The following is an 18,888-nucleotide window of genomic DNA, read 5'->3' as shown; positions in this document are numbered from 1 at the left end:
TTAAGCTGACTGCCGGGGCGGGCCGCTTGTTCCATCGAATGTGCGGTGAATCAGCGGAATTTCGGACCGGAGCGCGTGTTCAGGCCCTTGGCCATGCGGTCGTAGAGCACGACGTTGACTGTGGCCGCGAGGTTCATGCAGCCGGTGGTCGGGATGTAGATCACGTCTTCGCACCAGTCGCGGATGTCTTGATCCAGTGAGCCGTCTTCCGGGCCGAAAATGTAGAGGGCACGGTCCGGGTGGGTGTATTCCGGCAGCGAACGGGCGCCTTCCACCAGTTCCACGGCAACCGGCGTGCAGCCCAGCGGCAGGATCTTTTTCAGGTCATCGATGCCGATCAGCGGAATGTCGTAGTGCACACGCTTGGTGTCGGTGACGAAGTCGGCGGCGCGTTCATAGCGCTTGCCGGTGTAGAACACCGACGCCGCGCCATAACAGCCAGCGGCGCGCATCACCGAACCGACGTTCTCCGGCGACTTGGGGTTATACAAACCAATGCAGCTGTACCGTTTATCTGCCACGAGCGGGGTGCCTTCGGGGAAAAAGCGCGATTATACGGGGATTGGGCGGGAGTGGTCAGTTTCGGGATTGGCGGTGCCTGCGCAACCGCCATCGCGGGCAAGCCTTGCTCCTACAGGATTTGTGTCGTTCACAAATGCCACGCTCGACACAAGTCCCGTAGGAGCAAGGCTTGCCCGCGATGGGGCCGGGACTGCCACCATCAATGTCGCGCTCAGCTCCCGCTATTCCAACCCCCACCCAGCGCCACGACCAACCCGACACTCGCCTGCAACTGCCGGGTCTGCAACGTCTGCAGCCGCCGCTGGGCCTGAAGCGCCGAGGTTTGCGCGGTCACCACATCCAGATAATTCACCGCCCCGGCTTCATAGCTGTTCATCGCCAGCGCCTGAGTCTGTTGCGCCGCATTGACGGCCGCCTGTTCATCCTCAGCCTCCCGTTGCAGATCGCGCAGTTGCGCAAGGTTGTCTTCAACTTCGCGCACCGCCCGCAGCACCTGGCTGCGGTAATGGGCGGCGGCTTCTTCGAATTCGGCCTTGGCCTGGCGTTCGTTGGCGTCGAGGCGCCCGCCGTCGAAGATCGGCAGATTGACCAACGGCCCCAGCGCCCAATAGCGATTGCCGGCGGCCAGCAGATTGCCGCTGCCGGCGGTTTGCCCGCCGAGCAGGCCGGTCAGGCTGAAGTCCGGGTACCACGCGGCGCGGGCGACGCCGATGTTGGCGTTGGCAGCAAACACCCGACGTTCGGCGGCCGAGATGTCCGGGCGGCGTTGCAGCAGGGTGCTGGGCAATGCGCCGGGGACCGACGGCAAACCGAGCGACTGGTTGCTCGCACTCAGTTGGAAAACACTGGCCGGTTGGCCAACCAGTTCCCCGATCGCATGTTCAGCCAGATCGCGCTGCGCCCGCACATCGTCCAGTTGCGCCCGCGCCTCGGCCAGTTGGCTTTGCGCGCGGGTCAGGTCCAGTTCCGAGGCGATGGCGCCTTCATAGCGGTCGCGGGTCAGTTGCAGTGCCTGGGTGTAATCATCTAGAGAGCTGGCGAGAATCGTTTGCTGGGCATCCAGGCCGTCAAGCTGGATGTACAGCGTTGCCAATTGCTGTTGCAGGCTCAACCGGGCCGCCGCCAAATCGTCCGCAGAGGCTTGGGCCTGGGCATCTCCTGCGGCCACCTGATTGCGAATCCTGCCCCACAGATCAAGGTCGAAGTTCAGCGCAAAACCGGCGGTGTTGCTGTTGTACACCGAAGGCTGATCGCTGCCGCGCAATGGCTTGTCGTCAGACTGACGCTGACGCAACGGCTGCGCGCTGGCGGTGATCTGCGGGAATAGCCCGGCATGCAATTGACCGGCATAGGCCTGCGCCGCATCAAAGTGCGCGAGGGCCGCCGCCAGGTCCGGGTTGGCCTTGAGCAATTGCTGTTGCAGGTCGTTCAGGCGTGAGTCCTGATACAGCGTCCACCATTGCGTCGACAATTGTTTGTCCGGGGTCGCCAGATGCCACGGACCATCGCTGGTCTGCTCGCGATACTGCGCAGGCAAGTCGATGGCTGGCGCCTTGTACACCGGTGCCATGGAACAACCTTGCAGGGCCAGCGCCATCACCAGCAGCTCAAGCCTTGGGCGCATGGGCACCTCCGGCGTCGGCCAGTTGCACGACATCGCCTTCACGCAGGGCATCCGGCGGATTGTCGACTACCCGGTCCGCAGGCTTCAAGCCTTGATCGATGACCAGGCGCTCGCCCAGATCCAGACCGATATGAATATCGCGCAAGTGCACGTGGTTATCCGGGTCAAGCACCGCGACCTGAGTGCCCTGGGCGCGGAAGATCAACGAACTGGCGGGAATACTCACGCCATGGGTGTCGGCCGGAATCTGCAACGTCGCCTCGGCATAGTCGCCGGGCAACAAGGCGCCGTCCGGGTTATCGGCGACAAACTGCGCGAGCAAGGTCCCGGAGCGTCGGTCGACGGCCGTGGAGTCGCCAATCAACCGCGCAGTGAAATGCTGGCCAGGGTGTTCCGGCACGATCAGTTCGGCCTGCATGCCGGGGCGGATCACGCTGGCGTAATTCTGCGGCACCGGCACGTACAGGCGCAGTTGATGAGTGTCGGCGATGTCGAACAGTTCGGGATCGCTGTCGTTGTCAGCCTTGATCAACTGGCCGATGTCGGTGTTGCGCGCGGTGATGGTCCCGGCGAACGGCGCACGGATGGTCTTGTAGTCTTCCAGCGCCGAGAGCCGCGCGTAATCGGCGGCCGCCGCCTGGGCGTTGGCTTTGGCGGCGGCAGCGTTGGAGCGTTTTTCATCGGCTTCCTGACGCGACACCGAATGCGTCGCCAGCAGGTTCTGCCAACGGGTCGCGGTGGTCTCGGCGAGGCGCGCATTGGCCTGTTCCTGGATCAGTCGGGCGTGGGTTTGCGCGACTTGTTGATCAAGGTCCGGACTGTCGATTTCCCCGAGGATCTGTCCGGCCTTCACTTGAGTGCCGATGTCGGTTTTCCAGTCCTTGAGGTAGCCGCTGACCCGCGCATGGATCGGCGCCTTGCTCCACGCCTCCAGGTGCGCCGGTAAGCGCAGGCTGTCGCCGTGCACGTTCTGTTGCGGCTGGAACACACTGACCAATGGCATGGCGGCGGTTTCAGTCCAGGCAGCCACGGCTTTTTCATGGCGAGTACGGGCGGCCAGACCGTTGGCCACCAGCAACGCAGCCAGGGTCAGGCCGCCGACCCCCACCCACATCAGGCGTTTGCGCGACGGTTTTTGATCAGGCGACATGAGAGCTTTCTCCATCAATATTTTCTTGCGCGATAACGCGAGATTGGCGTCCGTGGACCAGGCTGAACACCACCGGGACGAACAGCAGGGTGGCGGTGGTGGCGAGGATCAGGCCGCCGATCACAGCACGGCCCAACGGTGCGTTCTGTTCTTCGGACAGGGCCAGCGGCAGCATGCCAATGATCATCGCCAGGGCGGTCATGCACACCGGGCGGAAACGTGTGTAGCCGCCTTCGAGCGCCGCCTTGAGGGCATCACCGTGTTCCGCGAGGCGTTCACGACAGAAACTCACCACCAGAATCGAGTTGGCCGTGGCCACGCCCATGCAGAGGATGGCCCCGGTCAGCGCCGGCACCGACAGTGAGGTGCCACTGAGAAACAGCATCCAGACAATCCCGGCGAGCGCGGCGGGGAGGGCGGTGATGATCACGAACGGATCGACCCAGGACTGGAAGTTGACCACGATCAGCAAGTAGATCAGCACCACCGCGCCGAGCAGGCCGAAGCTCAAACCGCTGAAGGCTTCGTGCAGCGCATCGATCTGCCCGTGCAGGCTGATCACCGCGCCTTTGGGCCGCATCGAAGCGGTGTCATCGAGGACTTTCTGGATGTCCTTGGCCACGCCGCCGAGGTCACGGCCCTGTACGTTGGCGTACAAATCCAGGGTCGGCATGATGTTGTAGTGGCTGACCACCGCCGGGCTCTGGACTCGGGAAATGCTCGCCAGACCGCCAAGGATCTGCGATTGCCCGTCGCTACCGGTGACCGGCAACGCTTCCAGCGACGGCAGGCTGTCGAGGCGATATTGCGGGGTGGCCGCGACCACCCCGTAAGACACACCGTTGGCCGGGTTGAGCCAGAAGGTCGGGGCGGTCTGCGAGCTGCCGGCCAGGGACGCGACCATGCTGTTGGTCACGTCACGCTCGGTGATACCCAGGCCATTGGCCCGCAGCCGATCAACGTTGACCTGCAGCGACGGATAACCGGTGGACTGCTGGATTCGCAGGTCGGCAATCCCGGCTACATGTTGCAGCCGTCGTTCCAGTTCCACGGCATAGGCGCGGTTCGCATCGCCGTTGGGCCCGGAGATTTTCACGTCCAGCGGTGCCGGGGCGCCGAAGTTGAGGATCTGGCTGCTGATGTCTGCCGGCAAAAACGCAAAGTGGCTGCCGGGGAAACTCTCGGGCAACACTTCACGCAGGCGTTTCACGTAATCGGCAGTAGGACTGTGATCGGCCTTGAGACTGACTTGTATGTCACCGTCCTGCGGGCCGATGGTGCCGCTGTTGCTGTAAGCCATGTCGATGCCGCTCAGCGGGATGCCGATATTGTCGACGATGGTGTCCAGTTGCCTGGCCGGAATGATCTCGCGGATCCGTGCTTCGATGCGATCGAACGCGGCAGCGCTTTCTTCGATACGCGTGCCCAGTGGCAAGCGCACATGCAGCGACAATGCGCCGGCGTCGGTGGCCGGGAAGAAGTCCTGGCCGAGGCTCGGCAGCAGCGCAAACGAGGCCAGCACACAGGCAAGGAAACCCAGCAGGAAGCGCTTGCGGTATTCCAGTGCCAGTTCCAGCAGGCCGAAGTAGCGGTCCCGCAGGTTGGAGAAATGCCGCTCGAAACCCTGCTGGAAATTCAGTACCCGTTGCAGCAGCGGATGGTGCAGCTTGCGGTGCTGTTCGCCCTCGTGATGGTTGATGAACTCATCTTCCGGGTGATGCCCCGGACCTTGTTCCGGCACGTGAGGCTTGAGCAGAAACATCGCCAGGGTCGGCACCAGTGTCCGCGACAGGATGAAGGAACTGGCCATGGCGAAGATCACCGCCAGCGCCATCGGCCGGAACAGGTAACCGGCGATGCCCTGCAGCAGGAACATCGGCACGAACACGATGCAGATGCACAGCAGCGAGACGAAGGCCGGGCCGACGATCTGTTTCGCGCCGTCGAGGATCGCGGTGTTCACCGCTTTGCCTTGTTCCAGGTGCCAGTTAATGTTCTCGATGGTCACCGTGGCATCGTCCACCAGAATCCCCACCGCCAATGCCAGCCCGCCGAGGGTCATGACGTTCAGGGTCTGGCCGCTGGCGGCGAGCAGGGCGATGGCCGACAACACGGCCAGCGGAATCGAGGCGGCGATGATCAGCGTTGAACGCCAGCTGCCTAGAAACAGCAGGATCATCGCACTGGTCAACAACGCGGCGATGATGCCTTCCCTGGCCACACTGCCGACCGACTGTTTGACGAACACCGAAGCGTCGCCGAGTAAGGAAGTCTTGAGCGACGGCGGCAAGGTTTCATTGATGCGCGGCAGCATCTGGCGAATGCCATCGATGATCGACAGCGTGGAGATATTGCCGTTCTTCAGCGCCGGCATCAGTACCGCGCGGCGACCGTCGACTCGCACGATGTTGGTCTGCGGCGGCGAGCCATCACGCACGTGGGCGACCTGGCCGATGGTAATCAAAGCGCCGTCGACGGTCTTGATCGGCAGGTCGTTGAGCTCGTCGATGGCTTTTGGGCTGTTGTTCAACAGCACCGTGTATTCGTTGGGGCCGAGTTTGGCGGTGCCCACCGGGATGATCTGGTTCTGCGCCGCCAGCGCATTGCCGACGTCCTGGGCCGACAGGCCTTTGGCGGCCAGCGCTTGCGGGTCGAGGTCGAGGGTGATCTGGCGTTGCTTGCCGCCCATTGGCGTAGGAATCGCCAGGCCCGGTACCGAGGTCAACGGCAGGCGGATGTTGTTCTGCACCAGGTCGCGGATCTTCGCTTCCGACAGCGTCGGGCTGGAGAACGCCATCTGCAGAATCGGCACGGTCGAGGCGCTGTAGTTGAGGATCAGCGGCGGCGTGATGCCCGGCGGCATTTGTTTAAGCACCGTCTGCGACACCGCCGTGACCTGGGCGTTGGCGGTACGAATGTCGACACCCGGCTGGAAGAAAATCTTGACGATGCCCATGCCCGGAAGCGATTGCGACTCGATGTGTTCGATGTCGTTGACCGTGGTGCTCAGCGAGCGCTCATAGGTGTAGATCACCCGCCCGGCCATGTCTTGTGGCGCGAGGCCGTTGTACTGCCAGACCACTGCGATCACCGGAATGCCGATGTCGGGAAACACATCGGTGGGTGTGCGCAGGGCCGCCATGGGCCCAATGATGCAGATGAAAATTGCCAGCACGATAAACGTGTAGGGCTTGAGCAGTGCAGTCTTTACCAGCCCGAGCATGCCGTAAACCTCCGAGGTCTTGAATTGCAATTCTCGGCAGTCTTGCGCTTGCTACTTAAAGATTTGCCTTCCGCGGAATGAAGAAATTTTTAACGATTACCTGAAAATCCTTTCATGCGGATTCATTTGTCCGAACCGCTCTGGCTCGCCACTCTTAACCTCAAGCCGAGTGCCTACCGTCACTCCTGACGGCGGCATCGGCGTCCACTTGCGAGGTGTTTTTCAATGACGCTTAAACCCCTGTTACTGATCCCGAGCCTGAGCCTGGTGTGCCTGTTGTCGGCATGCGCCGGACCGATGCCCAAGGCTGACCCGAGCGAAGCCTGGATCGGCATGGACCAACCGGCGAGCGCCGATTTGCTGGCGGAGCGCATCGATGGGAAGGCGGTCCAAGACGCTCGTTATTTCGAGGTCAAGCCAGGCGCTCATCGTCTGGACATGACCCTGCTTAGCGGCGCGGATGGCAACTCGACAGACCTCAATTGCATGGGCCGCCTCGACTACAGCGAGTTCAAGGCCGGTGAGCACTATCAGATCAATGCCTCGAGCGAGGGCTTGAAGGCGGCCGTCAGCCTGGTGGATTCCCACGGCAATCAGGTGGCGCAGAGCCACAGCTTCAAGTGCTCGTAGGCCCGCACAGAACCTGTGGGAGCGGGCTTGCTCGCGAAGGGGAAGTGTCAGTCGACATGAATGTTATCTGACACACCGCTTTCGCGAGCAAGCCCGCTCCCACAGGGATTGTGGTGTTTTGAAGTTTTTTACCGGAAGGAAGGTCATTGCAATGACACTTAAACATCTGCTGTTGATTCCGGGCTTGAGCCTGGTCTGCCTGTTGTCCGCGTGTGCCGGCCCGATGCCCAAAGCCGATCCGGGCATGGCCTGGATCGGGCTGCAGGAAGAAGCGCCCAATGACCTGTTGGCCGAACGGGTGGATGGCAAACGTATCGATGACGGCCGCTTCTTTGAAGTAAGCCCTGGCGCACATGACTTGGCGGTGACGCTGTTCGAGCTCCCGAGTGGCGATTCGAATCAGCAGGATTGCGAAGGCAAGGTCCATTACACCCAGTTCAAGGCCGGCGAACATTACCAACTGGTGGAATCGAGCCTGGGCCAGGAAGTCAGTGCGCGACTTGAGGATTCCCACGGCAAGCAAGTGGCGCAGACTGGCGACTTCCAGTGCATGCCCGGTTAAACCGGTTTGCCGACGATGGTGCTTCGAACACCAGCCCGTAGGAGCAAAGCTTGCTCGCGATGGCGGTTTCGAGGACGCCATCGCGAGCAAGCTTTGCTCCTACAGGTCATCATCGTTGACCTTTAGAGCGGTTCAGCAATCACATAGCCCGAGCCGCGCATGGTGCGGATCAACGGCGTTATGCCGGACGGGTCGACTTTTTTGCGCAGCCGGCCGATGTGCACATCGATGAGGTTGGTGCCGGGGTCGAAGTGATAACCCCAGACCTCTTCGAATATCATCATCCGCGACAGAATCTGCCCCGGATTGCGCATCATGAATTCCAGCAGTTTGTACTCGGTGGGCAGCAGGTTCAGCGGCTGATCGGCACGAGTGGCCTGATGGCTGATCAGGTCGAGTTCCAGGTCAGCCACGCGCAGGGTGGTTTCGGTGGCCCGGACCGGGCTTTTGCGCCGCAGCAGCACCTCGACGCGCGCCGCCATTTCGTCGGTGGCGAACGGCTTGGCCAGGTAATCATCGCCGCCGGCACGCAGGCCACGTACGCGTTCATCGACGTCGGAGAGGGCGCTGATCATCAGGATCGGCGTCGCCACCCCAATGGCGCGCAGCGTGGTGACAATGGCCAGGCCATCGAGCTCGGGGAGCATGCGGTCGAGGGTGATCAGGTCGTAATTGCCACTGACTGCGCTCACCAGCCCTTCGCGGCCGTTGCTCACCCAGTCGACTTCAAAACCGTGGCTTTGCAACTCGGCGACGATTTCCTTAGCCGTCACGGCATCGTCTTCGATGGTCAAAATACGGGGCATGTCGGTTTCCTGATGGAAATGGCGGATGCCCGATTTTGCCAACAAACGACGCTCGACTTGCTGATGAAAGTTTCATGTGCGTTACAAACGAAATGCGCTAAGGGTCTAGCGCTATTCATGGACTGCACAATCCCCGGTGGGAGCGGGCTTGCTCGCGAAAGCAATCGGTCAGCCGACATTGATGTTGGCTGATACACCGCTTTCGCGAGCAAGCCCGCTCCCACATGGGTGCTGCATTCGCAGGTAGAGATTGGCGGGTCTTACTGCGTCGCAGGCAACATCGCTTTGATCTTGGCCATCATGGCGGCAGGTGCATCGGTGATCTTCGCGCTTTCCGGGTTTTTACTCCCGGTGCCACTGGTGTCTACGCCCGCCAGGATTTCCGCAAGGTTGTTGAAGTGCCCGTCTTTTTTCTTGTCCGTGGAAGCTGTATCGCCCTTGCCGTACTGATTCAACGCATCCTGCAAGGTCTGGTGCTGGGACAACCATTCGGGCTTGGCTTTTTCCTCGGGGCTCATGTTGTCGAGGAAATTCAGCGCAGCCTTGGCGCGACCAACCGGATCATCGGCAAATGGGTCTTTCCAGTTTTTCTTTTGATCTTCGGGGCCGCTGTAGTGCCCCGACGCCAACCGGGCCTGCTGTTGCATCAGCGCTTTGGCCGCGACTTGCTCATCGTTCGAGAACTTGCCGCCTTCATTGGTGGCCACCGCATTCAGCGAGCGTCGATCCAGATCGCCCATCAACGCATTCTTGTCTTCAACGTTGGCGCTGTAAGGCTTCTCGCCGGCTTTCATCTGCGCGTACTTATTATCCATGCGCTTACGGGCATCGGCGGCCACCTCCGGGAACGACTTGTCCTTGGAACTGGACACGGCGCCGGGTTGGGTGACGCCCAGCACCAGGGCGTCAGCGTTCATGCCTTTGCGCACCGGAAAAAATGGCGCGTTGTGGGTAATCGAACCGCTGTAGTCGGTGGATTTTTTGAAAGGCTGACTGCATCACCTGTCTTGGCGTTTTTAGTCGCCTGCCCGGTGTCATTGGCACTGGCTTTTGCCTTGGCCTCGGCGCTATAAGCCACCATTGCGGCGCTGTTGAAGGTTGAGGTGGAGGTGACGTTCATTGGCTATCCCTGCCCAGGGTTGGCGCAGTTTTCGAAGCGATGTGGGGGATCATCGTCTTTCACTGCCTTAAGTGTATTGATGCTGATACATCGCAAAAACAGTGCCAGAAGGGGTTGGCGGCAGGAGGAGGGCAGGTTTGTATCGGGTTGGACATGTTTATGGCGCGGCAAAAAGCGGGTTGCCTTGCCGGAAGCGGCAGATTTTTGCCGCCATGCACAAAACAAATGTGGGAGCGGGCTTGCTCGCGAAAGCGGTGGGTCAGTCAATATTAATGTCGACTGACACGCCCTCTTCGCGAGCAAGCCCGCTCCCACAGGGAAGACCTCAGTCTTCTTCTTTTTCATCAACCCGGCCAACGCCGCGAACGGGTTGTGCGTGGCCTTGGCGACTTTCGGCGTGCTGAGGGAGCCTTCGCTGAAGTACTGCTGGTCGGTGTAGCGCGAGTGTTCGTTGTCGTGGCAATACAGGCACAACAGTTCCCAGTTCGAGCCGTCTTGCGGGTTGTTGTCGTGGTTGTGGTCGCGGTGGTGCACGGTCAGTTCGCTCAGGCGCTTGCCGGCGAACTCACGGGCGCAGCGGCCGCACACGTGCGGGTACATCTTCAGGGCCTTGTCGCGGTAACCCATTTCCTTGTCGCGCTGGTTGTCGGCGAGGATACGGTCCAGCTTCGAGGTGTTGGTCGGGGTGGACGAACTCATGGGTTCACCTTTGTAAAAGACTAATGACGGTTATGCGCTCAGTTTAGCTCAGCCCTTGAGTTTCTCGGCAATCCAGATGGTGTGGCGCGTACCTTTGTTGCCGTGGGCGAAGACTTGCACTTCCTCGGCCTTGAAACCAGCCTTCTTCAGCTTGTCGGAGAACTGCTTGTCGGCGCTGGCCGACCACACGGCCAGCACGCCTTTGGGCCGCAGGGCCTTGGCGCAGGCGCTCAGGCCACCGGCTGAGTAGAGCCAGCTGTTGGCCCGTTGGGTCAGGCCTTCGGGGCCGTTGTCGACATCGAGCATGATTGCGTCGAAGCCCTGCGGTTCGGCTTGCAACACCTTGGCGACGTCTTCCATGCGGATCACGGTGCGCGGGTCGAGCAGCGGGTTGCCAGCCTTCTCGCCCAGCGCTCCGCGATTCCACTCGACCACGCCTGGCACCAGTTCGGCGACCACCACTTCAGCGGTCTTGCCCAAATGCTTGAGCGCCGAGGCGAGGGTGAAGCCCATGCCCAGGCCGCCGATCAACACACGCGAGTTTGGCCGGCCGGCCACCTTGCGGCATGGAATCTCGGCCAGGGCGTCTTCGGAGCCGTGCATGCGGGTGTTCATCAACTGCCCGCCGTCGCCACCCTGGATCTTGATGACGAAATCCTCACCGTATTCGAACAGGCACAGGGCACCGCCGTTTTCAGGGATAGGGGCGGTGTCGAGCAGAACGAAACGTTTCATGGGAGGCTCTTGAGGAAAATTGGCATAAGGTAATCGGACGCAGTTGGGAGTAGCCTGCAAGCAGACAACAAGGCCAACGGAGCCATTGATGAAGCGCACCATTCTAACGGTCATTGCCTTGGCCGCGCTCTCGATTACTGCAGTGCAGGCCCAGGAGCAGCAAACCATTCCCACCAGCCCCGCGCCGATGCCCGGTTCACCCGGCACCGCGACACCCACGCCGTACCCGCAGATCACTCCCAGCAACGTGCCCCGTGCCGGTTCGGGCAGCGGCAGCCCGCCACTGGTGCCGATCGAAATGCCGAGCCCGCCCAAGGACCAGACCTTGCCGGGCCTTGAGCAGAACAGCAGCAAAATCAAATCGCCGGGTGGATAGTGTCCTGTCTCACAAATACGTTCCTCTTTTGACGAGTGACTGTTGTCGTCAGGCGAGGAGCGGCAACTTAGACCTGTTGCGAGAGTAGTTGCCCGTCCGCCATGCGCAGGCGTCTGGAAAGGGAGACGGCGAGCGCGCGGATGATTTTTGCGGCGATTTTCGGCGCATCGTTGAGCATTTTTTCCAGCGAGTCCTTACCCAGGTTGAGCAACTGACAATGGCTGGCAGCCACGCAACTGGCCGAGCGCCGCTCGCCGTCTAGCACGGCCATCTCGCCGAACGCCCGACCGCTGCGCAGAGTGGCCATGATCACCGTTTGCCCGTCACCGTTGGTCTTTTGCACTGACACCTGGCCGGTGTGGATGATGCACATGAAACTGCCGGCATCGCCCTCGTGGAAAATCTCTGCGCCTTGGGCGATGGTGCTGATGCTGAAATAACCGGAAGCAGCGGCGAAGTCGGCTGGCAGCAGTTGATCGAACAGGCCGCAGTCCATCAGCCAGTCGCGTATTTCGTTGTTCAATAAGGTCGGTTCTGACATGTCGTCACGGTCTTTTTCTTGTGGTGTGTTGCGGGTTTGGGCCTGCTGATAATGCTGGCTATTCACGATCCCTCGTAGCAGCTGGCGAAGCCTGCGTCCGGCTGCGCAGCAGTCGTAAATCCGGACAATGCGGATTAACTGGAAGAGCGCAGCGTCTGATTTTACAACTGCTGCGCAGCCGGACGCAGGCTTCGCCAGTTGCTACAGAGATAGCGTGAAGGGCGGGCCCGGTGTCTGGTCTTAAGACCGGAACCCCGGGCCAAGTTCCTCAGGCGATGCCCAAAACCTTGAAAACAAATGCGTATTCGAGGGCTACGTCACGTAATCCCTGATATCGACCGCTCATCCCGCCATGCCCGGCACCCAGTTCGGTCTTGAGCAGCAGGGGATTGTTGTCGGTTTTGGTTGCACGCAATTTCGCCACCCACTTGGCCGCTTCCCAATACTGCACGCGACTGTCGTTGTAGCCGGCAATCACCAGGGTCGCTGGATAGGCTTGTGCGGTGACGTTTTCGTACGGGGCGTAGGCCTTGATCCGATCATAGACGTCCGGCTCTTGCGGATTGCCCCATTCGTCGTATTCGGTGACGGTCAGCGGCAGGTCCGGGTCGAGCATGGTGTTGAGCACGTCGACGAACGGCACCTCGGCAATCGCCGCGGCGAACAACTCCGGACGTTGATTGAGCACCGCGCCGATCAGCAGGCCGCCGGCGCTGCCACCGCTGATCGCCAATTGCGCTGCGGTGGTGAAGCCGTTGGCAATCAAATGCTCGGCGCAAGCGATGAAGTCGCTGAAGGTGTTGGGCTTGTGTTCCTGCTTGCCGGCGCGGTACCAGGCTTCGCCCAGCTCGCCACCACCACGCACGTGCGCGATGGCAAACGCCACGCCGCGATCCAGCAGGCTCAGGCGTGCATGGGAAAACCACGGGTCGAGGCTTTCGCCGTAAGCGCCGTAGCCATAGAGATACAACGGTGTCGGTTTACCGAGGGCTTCGCGTTTGACCACAAGGCTGATCGGCACCTGCGTACCGTCCGGCGCGGTAGCCCACAGGCGCTGGCTGACGTAGGCATCGGCGTCGAACGGGCCGAGCACCGGGGTTTCCTTCAGGACCTTCTGCTCACCAGTGGCCAATTCCAGCTGACGAACCTGCGCCGGACGGTTCAAGGCCTCGTAGCGCAGGCGAATCTTGTCGCTGACGAATTCCAGGCTGTTCTGCACATGCAGGCTGTAGGCCGCGTCCGGCAATTGCACGCGATAAGGCGCCAGGCCTTGTGGGCGAACCTCGATGATCGGCAAACCACCTTCGCGCAGGCTCAGGGTCACGGCTTCGACGTTCAGGCTCAGGCCTTCGAGCATCACGCTGTCGCTGTGGGGGATCAGGTTCTGCCAGTCCGCCTCGGTCGGCGCCACGCCGGTATCGGCAGCGGTGTACAGGGCGAAGTTGATACCGTCGCGGTTGGTGCGAATAAACCAGGTCCATTGACCGTCGAGCGCGCCGTGGTCGACGTCGTACTCGTGGTCCTCAACCCGAGGCGCCAGGCAGGTAAAGGCCTGGTGCGGCTGGAACGCATCGAGCACCCATACTTCGCTGGTGGTCTTGCTGCCCAGGGACAGCAGCAATTGCTGTTCGGAACTGGAGCGGTAGCAGTGCAGGAAGAACCGGCCGTCCGGCTCATGGAACACTTCTTCGGCGGCCGTGCCGTCCAGTCGATAGCGCATCAACTTGTGCGGGCGGTGGGTGTCGTCCAGTTCGCCGAAAAACAGCGTCAGGCTGTCGTTGGCCCAGGTCATGCTGCCGTCGCAGTCCTCGAATTCCAGCTCGCTGACCTTGCCGTTGGATAACTCCTTCACGAACAGCGTGTAAATCTCATCGCCCGTGGTGTCGAGGCTGTAGGCCAGACGCTGGTGGTCCGGGCTGATGCTGAACGAACCGAGGGAGAAAAAGCCGCCATTGGCCAGCACGTTCGGGTCCAGCAGCAGTTGTTCCTGGCTTTCATCGATGTGCAGGCTGTCATCGGCCGGGCGCGGGGAGCGGTAATGGCGAGCATATTCGTCACCCGCCGTGGTGCGCGTGTAATACAGGTACGGCCCCCACGGCGAGGGCAGGGACAGGTCGGTTTCGAGAATCCGGCCCTTGATCTCTTCGAACAGGGTTTCGCGCAGCCTGGCCTGATCAGCGGTTTGCGCCTCCTGATAGCTGTTTTCTGCCTTCAAGTAGTCGAGCACCGCGTCGGTGTCGCGCTCCTGGAGCCAGGCATACGGGTCGCAACCTTCAGCCTTGCGGGCAATCGGGGCGCTGGTGACGTTGGCAGATAAGGGCATGAAGGGCTCTCGGACAATGTACGGAATAGGGGCTTCGCAGGTCTTGGATGTCTGCGCAGAACCTGTGGGAGCGGGCTTGCTCGCGAAGAGGCCAGCACATTCAACATCTCTGTTGGCTGACACTCCGCTTTCGCGAGCAAGCCCGCTCCCACAGGGATTGGGCATAACCGACTGGTATTGGGACAAGCCTGACGGGCGAAAAGTCGTTACTATAAGCGCCTCTTTGCCTGCCTTGCCATGGACACCATGACCGAGAACGACTATCTGATCGCTTGGGGCCTCTACGCCTTTGCCGCTTTAGGCTGCCTGTTGGTGTGGATGCGCTTGACCCGCTGGATGTGGCGCTACCTGCGCGAGCCACTGCGGCTGCTCGTGGCGGTGTTGCTGTTCAGCCCGACCATTATCGACCCGGTGAAGGAAAAGGTTGCCCCGGCCATCGCCATCACCGCCCTGGACCTGGCGTTCAAGGTGGGCAACAACGCCTGGCGGGCAATTTCCGATCTGTTCATGTACGGCATGATCGCGTTTGGCCTGTACCTGATTTTCGTCCTGATCCGCTGGCCGATCGAGCGCGCGTCCAATGCCCGCAAAGAACAGGCTGCTGCGGCGAAGGCGGCGATCAAGGCTGAGGAACGCGATAACGATCAACCGTTCGGCGTTGCCGGCGATGATCGCTACGGCCGTCCACCGGTCCCGAACAACCCCCAGCGTTCGCGTATCGAACCGCGTTTGTAACCTTGCCCCTGCATTGAAGCGAGAGTCCGAGCATGTGTGAGTTATTGGGCATGAGCGCCAATGTCCCGACCGATATCGTGTTCAGCTTCACCGGGCTGATGCAGCGCGGCGGGCGTACCGGGCCGCACCGTGACGGCTGGGGCATCGCTTTCTATGAAGGCCGGGGCCTGCGCCTGTTCCAGGACCCGGCGGCGAGCTGCGAGTCTGAAGTAGCGAACCTGGTGCAGCGCTACCCGATCAAGAGCGAAGTGGTGATCGGGCACATCCACCAGGCCAATGTCGGCAAGGTCTGCCTGTCCAACACCCACCCGTTCGTGCGTGAGTTGTGGGGCCGGAACTGGTGTTTCGCCCACAACGGCCAGCTCGCGGACTTTGAGCCGATCAAGAGTTTTTACCGTCCGGTGGGTGATACCGACAGCGAAGCGGCGTTCTGCGACTTGCTCAACCGGGTGCGGGCAGCGTTCCCTGAACCGGTAGAGATCGAAGAACTGCTGCCTGACCTGGTGGCAGCCTGCGCCGAATACCGCAGTAAAGGCGTGTTCAACTGCCTGCTCAGCGACGGCGACTGGCTGTTCTGCTATTGCTCGACCAAACTGGCGCAGATCACCCGTCGCGCCCCGTTCGGCCCGGCACGCCTGAAGGATGTCGATGTGATCGTCGACTTCCAGGCCGAAACCACGCCCAACGACGTGGTCACCGTGATCGCCACCGAACCGTTGACCGAAAACGAAACCTGGACCCGCTATGAACCGGGCCAATGGAGCCTCTGGCGACGCGGTGAATGCGTCAGCCAGGGCAAGACCGAATAAGGACTCACCTCAATGTTGCTCAGTTATCTACGGCTGGTGTTGTTTGCGGCGGGCCTGTTGATCGGTGTCCAGGTGCCGGGCTTCATCAGCGACTACGCCAAACGGGTCGAAGCGCATCTGATTGAAGCGCAGACCGGTTTGAGTGGTTTCCAGGGCACGGCCAATCAATTCTTCAAGGGCGATATGCAGGCCTTGGTCGCCCATTACCGTGAAAGTGACGACCCGATCTTTCGCAGCGATGCCGAGAGCCTGAGCACTTTGCTCACCCGGCAGTTGGTCCTCGATAAACAGTTCCAGGCGATGCAAGGCCCGTGGTACATCCGTGTCCTGCAAGTGGCGCTGGCCGCCGACCCGGATATTCGCAAGGAAACCTGGAACGGCTACAGCTATCAGATCCTGCTGACCCCGGAGGCGATGATCTGGGGCATGAGCGGTGCGTTGCTGCTCTCGTTCGGCATTGAATGCCTGTTCCGCTTGATCGACTGGGTGGTGCTGGGCGGCAAACGCCTGCGCCAGAGCCGGCCGATTGAAGATCGGGATGTGCGCGGGTTGTAAGAAAAAAATCACAATCAAAAGATCGCAGCCTTCGGCAGCTCCTACAGTGGGACGCATTCCAATGTAGGAGCTGCCGAAGGCTGCGATCTTTTGATCTTTAACGATTCAAAACCATGTAACCCTCACCCACCTTGCGCGCATACCCTTCCAGCACCTGCTGACACAACGCCACAATCTCCTCGACCCATTCCACCCCTAGCCGCCACGACACCACCACCTGCAGATTCGGTGGCCGTTGATCGATGGCCAGCAAGGTCAGTTCCCCCCGCGCCAGTTCCTCGGCCACCAACACGGGCGGCAGCGCGCCAATCCCGAAGCCGTCGCGCAGCAACCGGGTAATCGCCGACACCGAATTCACGCAGTTCAATCGTGGCGCCAGCACCCCGTTGGCCTGCATCAACGCCAGAATGTCCTGATGTGGATGCGAGTTTTTCGAGTAGGTAATGATCCGCTCCCGCGCCAGATCCGCCACGCCCGAATACTCACGGTTGTAGATGGAATTGCTGGCGACGATCCAGCCCATCGGGTGGCTGGCAAGTTCCAGGCTGCGCACGCTTTCCTGGCGCAACAGGTCGGTTTGCAGGATCAGATCAAGGAAGCCTTTTTGCAGCTGATCGCAGAGGTTGAGCGAGGTATCGGCCACCAGTTCGATTTCCACCAACGGATAGTGATCCATCATCTGGGCCACCAACGGGCTCAACCAGGTGTGAATCACCGTGTCCATCACGCCGATCCTAATCCTGCCGACCTTGCTTGAGCGGGTCTCGATCGACTGCTTGAGCGCCTGCATGGTGTCCAACATCTGTTCGGCGTATTCGAGCACTTTCAAGCCTTCGGGCGTCAGGCTTACCCCGGGAATCGCGCAGGAACAGCTTCACCCCCAGCTCACTTTCGAGCACGGCGATGCGGCTGGAAATCGACGCCTGGGTGGTGAAGAGCTTGTCGGCGGTCAGGCGAAAACTCTTGAGTCGGGCGACCCAGACAAAGGTCTCGAGGAACTTCAGGTTCATGGGATCTGCTCGGGGATAAAGAAATCTTATGTCTAGGGCACGGTTTTATTAGTTGGACGCAGCCGGGCCGGGCGCCCAAAAATCGGCGCATCCGGTTCCCACGATAGGCGTCGTCGGGGCTTCGAACAATACCAATAAAATTTGCACGGAGATTTGCCATGAGTGCGCCCGACACCCTCGACCTCCCCAAGGCCACGACTCGCCCGGGACCGTTCGACTGGTATCGCAACATCAACAAACAGGAACGCCGCACGTTCTGGAGCTGCAAGATCGGCTATGGCCTGGACGGCATGGACACCCAGATGCTCAGCTTCGTGGTGCCGACCCTGATTGCCATGTGGGGCATTACCACCGGGCAGGCCGGACTTATTCACACCAGCACCCTGATCGCTTCGGCCATCGGCGGCTGGGTGGCGGGGATTCTCTCCGACCGCATCGGTCGCGTGCGCACCCTGCAACTGACCGTGCTGTGGTTCGCGGTCTTCACCTTTCTCTGCGGCTTCGCCCAGAATTACGAACAACTGCTGATCAGCCGCACCTTGATGGGCTTCGGTTTCGGCGGTGAGTGGACCGCCGGCGCGGTGCTGATGGGCGAAGTGATTCGCGCCAAGGACCGTGGCAAAGCGGTGGGTATGGTGCAATCGGGCTGGGCGCTGGGTTGGGGGCTGACGGCGATTCTGTATGCGCTGTTGTTCTCGGTTTTGCCACCGGAAGACGCCTGGCGCGCGCTGTTCATCCTCGGCATCGTCCCGGCGATTTTCGTGATCTTCGTCCGTCGGCTGGTCAAGGACCCGGAAATCTACCGCGAAGCCAAAGCCAGGCAAGAGCCGAGCAGCCCGGCGAAGTTCTACGAGATCTTCGCCCCCGGCATCCTCTTCACCACGATCCGCGCCTCGGTGCTGACCACTGGCGCACTGGGCGGTTACTACGCGATTACCTCCTGGCTGCCAACTTTTCTGAAGAACGAAAGGGGTTTGAGCGTCCTCGGCACGGGCGGTTATCTGGCGATGGTCATCGTCGGTTCCTACGTCGGTTATGTCATCAGCGCGTATTTGACTGACATCCTCGGCCGCAAGAAAAACTTCATTCTGTTCGCCGTCGGCTCGTTCACCATCGTGTTGCTCTACACCCAATTGCACGTCAGCAACGGCGTGATGCTGTGGCTGGGCTTTCCGCTGGGCTTCTTCGCTTCGGGGATTTTCAGCGGCATGGGCGCGTTTTTGACCGAGTTGTTTCCGACGCGGATTCGCGGTTCGGGCCAGGGCTTTTGCTACAACATCGGGCGAGCGCTGGCAGCGTTGTTTCCACTGTTGATCGGTTTGCTCAGCCAAAAAGTGCCATTGAGCGTAGGCATCGGGGCGTTTGCGGCGGTGTCCTACGGCGTGGTGATCCTGGCGGCGTTGAGCCTGCCGGAAACCCGTGGCAAGCAACTCGACGCCCAATAGCTTAATAATCAGCAACTGATAAT

The 18,888-nt window shown here is 60.9% G+C and carries 17 protein-coding genes and 2 pseudogenes; 7 read left to right on the top strand and 12 right to left on the bottom strand.

The annotated features are described in order from the left end of the window. Positions 1-50: 50 nt before the first annotated feature. The 4 genes from JFV26_RS21130 to JFV26_RS21115 all read right to left on the bottom strand — a co-directional run bounded on the left by JFV26_RS21130 (position 51) and on the right by JFV26_RS21115 (position 6,519). Positions 51-521 (bottom strand): RNA methyltransferase, encoded by a 471-nt coding sequence (locus JFV26_RS21130; protein WP_201195200.1) that lies wholly within the window; start codon positions 519-521, stop codon positions 51-53. 212 nt (positions 522-733) lie between these two features. Then, a complete protein-coding gene (locus JFV26_RS21125; protein WP_201195198.1) occupies positions 734-2,146 on the bottom strand; it encodes an efflux transporter outer membrane subunit in 1,413 nt (470 codons plus the stop codon). Then, the gene (locus JFV26_RS21120) at positions 2,130-3,296 is read right to left on the bottom strand and encodes an efflux RND transporter periplasmic adaptor subunit (protein ID WP_201195196.1); all 1,167 of its coding nucleotides are present in this window, start codon (positions 3,294-3,296) and stop codon (positions 2,130-2,132) included. Before JFV26_RS21120 ends, JFV26_RS21125 begins: the two co-directional genes overlap by 17 nt. Beyond that, positions 3,286-6,519, bottom strand: a complete 3,234-nt coding sequence (locus JFV26_RS21115) for an efflux RND transporter permease subunit (protein WP_201195194.1) — start codon at positions 6,517-6,519, stop codon at positions 3,286-3,288. The genes JFV26_RS21120 and JFV26_RS21115 overlap by 11 nt, the downstream gene beginning before the upstream one ends. 225 nt (positions 6,520-6,744) lie before the next feature. On the opposite strand from JFV26_RS21115, the gene JFV26_RS21110 reads away from it, so the two are divergent. Together JFV26_RS21110 and JFV26_RS21105 are read left to right on the top strand one after the other, a co-directional pair. Next, positions 6,745-7,149, top strand: a complete 405-nt coding sequence (locus JFV26_RS21110) for a PA0061/PA0062 family lipoprotein (protein ID WP_201195193.1) — start codon at positions 6,745-6,747, stop codon at positions 7,147-7,149. 151 nt (positions 7,150-7,300) lie between these two features. Continuing rightward, on the top strand, positions 7,301-7,711 hold the full coding sequence (locus tag JFV26_RS21105; protein ID WP_201195191.1) for a PA0061/PA0062 family lipoprotein: 411 nt from the start codon (positions 7,301-7,303) through the stop codon (positions 7,709-7,711). 122 nt (positions 7,712-7,833) lie between these two features. Here the strand turns inward: JFV26_RS21105 and JFV26_RS21100 are convergent, their stop codons facing one another. From JFV26_RS21100 to JFV26_RS21080, 5 genes and pseudogenes are all read right to left on the bottom strand, one after another. Then, entirely contained in the window at positions 7,834-8,517 is a 684-nt protein-coding gene (locus tag JFV26_RS21100; protein WP_201195189.1) for a response regulator transcription factor, read from the bottom strand. 260 nt (positions 8,518-8,777) lie between these two features. Next, on the bottom strand, positions 8,778-9,434 hold the full coding sequence (locus JFV26_RS21095) for a hypothetical protein (protein WP_242487876.1): 657 nt from the start codon (positions 9,432-9,434) through the stop codon (positions 8,778-8,780). Beyond that, on the bottom strand, positions 9,431-9,637 hold the full coding sequence (locus JFV26_RS33725) for a hypothetical protein (protein WP_242487875.1): 207 nt from the start codon (positions 9,635-9,637) through the stop codon (positions 9,431-9,433). The genes JFV26_RS21095 and JFV26_RS33725 overlap by 4 nt, the downstream gene beginning before the upstream one ends. 333 nt (positions 9,638-9,970) lie before the next feature. After that, a pseudogene (locus JFV26_RS21085) lies at positions 9,971-10,336 on the bottom strand (YajD family HNH nuclease); the annotation flags it as partial. Positions 10,337-10,384: 48 nt separating this feature from the next. Then, a complete protein-coding gene (locus JFV26_RS21080) occupies positions 10,385-11,071 on the bottom strand; it encodes a spermidine synthase (protein ID WP_201195187.1) in 687 nt (228 codons plus the stop codon). 88 nt (positions 11,072-11,159) lie between these two features. Here JFV26_RS21080 and JFV26_RS21075 point away from each other — a divergent pair, with 88 nt between their 5' ends. Further along, the gene (locus JFV26_RS21075; RefSeq protein WP_201195185.1) at positions 11,160-11,447 is read left to right on the top strand and encodes a hypothetical protein; all 288 of its coding nucleotides are present in this window, start codon (positions 11,160-11,162) and stop codon (positions 11,445-11,447) included. 67 nt (positions 11,448-11,514) lie between these two features. On the opposite strand, the gene JFV26_RS21070 is transcribed toward JFV26_RS21075, so the two are convergent. Beyond that, the gene (locus tag JFV26_RS21070; protein WP_201195869.1) at positions 11,515-11,988 is read right to left on the bottom strand and encodes a cyclic nucleotide-binding domain-containing protein; all 474 of its coding nucleotides are present in this window, start codon (positions 11,986-11,988) and stop codon (positions 11,515-11,517) included. Between the two features lie 268 nt (positions 11,989-12,256). Next, on the bottom strand, positions 12,257-14,311 hold the full coding sequence (locus JFV26_RS21065) for a S9 family peptidase (RefSeq protein WP_201195183.1): 2,055 nt from the start codon (positions 14,309-14,311) through the stop codon (positions 12,257-12,259). A 237-nt stretch (positions 14,312-14,548) separates the two neighbouring features. On the opposite strand from JFV26_RS21065, the gene JFV26_RS21060 reads away from it, so the two are divergent. Genes JFV26_RS21060 through JFV26_RS21050 form a run of 3 tightly spaced genes read left to right on the top strand, consistent with a single transcriptional unit; the run spans position 14,549 to position 16,410 of the window. Then, positions 14,549-15,046 carry an MFS transporter gene (locus JFV26_RS21060; protein ID WP_201195182.1) on the top strand — a complete coding sequence of 166 codons (498 nt, stop codon included), beginning with the start codon at positions 14,549-14,551 and terminating at the stop codon, positions 15,044-15,046. A 32-nt stretch (positions 15,047-15,078) separates the two neighbouring features. After that, on the top strand, positions 15,079-15,855 hold the full coding sequence (locus tag JFV26_RS21055) for a class II glutamine amidotransferase (RefSeq protein ID WP_201195179.1): 777 nt from the start codon (positions 15,079-15,081) through the stop codon (positions 15,853-15,855). A 12-nt stretch (positions 15,856-15,867) separates the two neighbouring features. Next, entirely contained in the window at positions 15,868-16,410 is a 543-nt protein-coding gene (locus tag JFV26_RS21050; protein WP_201195178.1) for a DUF2937 family protein, read from the top strand. A gap of 97 nt (positions 16,411-16,507) precedes the next feature. On the opposite strand, the pseudogene JFV26_RS21045 reads toward JFV26_RS21050, so the two are convergent. Further along, a pseudogene (locus tag JFV26_RS21045) lies at positions 16,508-17,420 on the bottom strand (LysR family transcriptional regulator). A 158-nt stretch (positions 17,421-17,578) separates the two neighbouring features. Here JFV26_RS21045 and JFV26_RS21040 point away from each other — a divergent pair. Next, positions 17,579-18,865 carry an MFS transporter gene (locus JFV26_RS21040; RefSeq protein ID WP_201195177.1) on the top strand — a complete coding sequence of 429 codons (1,287 nt, stop codon included), beginning with the start codon at positions 17,579-17,581 and terminating at the stop codon, positions 18,863-18,865. Positions 18,866-18,888: the final 23 nt, after the last annotated feature.

This window comes from Pseudomonas sp. TH31 (assembly GCF_016650815.1).
GTDB lineage: Bacteria > Pseudomonadota > Gammaproteobacteria > Pseudomonadales > Pseudomonadaceae > Aquipseudomonas.
The sequence above is the reverse complement of the archived record's forward strand: the minus strand, read 5'-3'. Positions and strand labels throughout refer to the sequence as shown.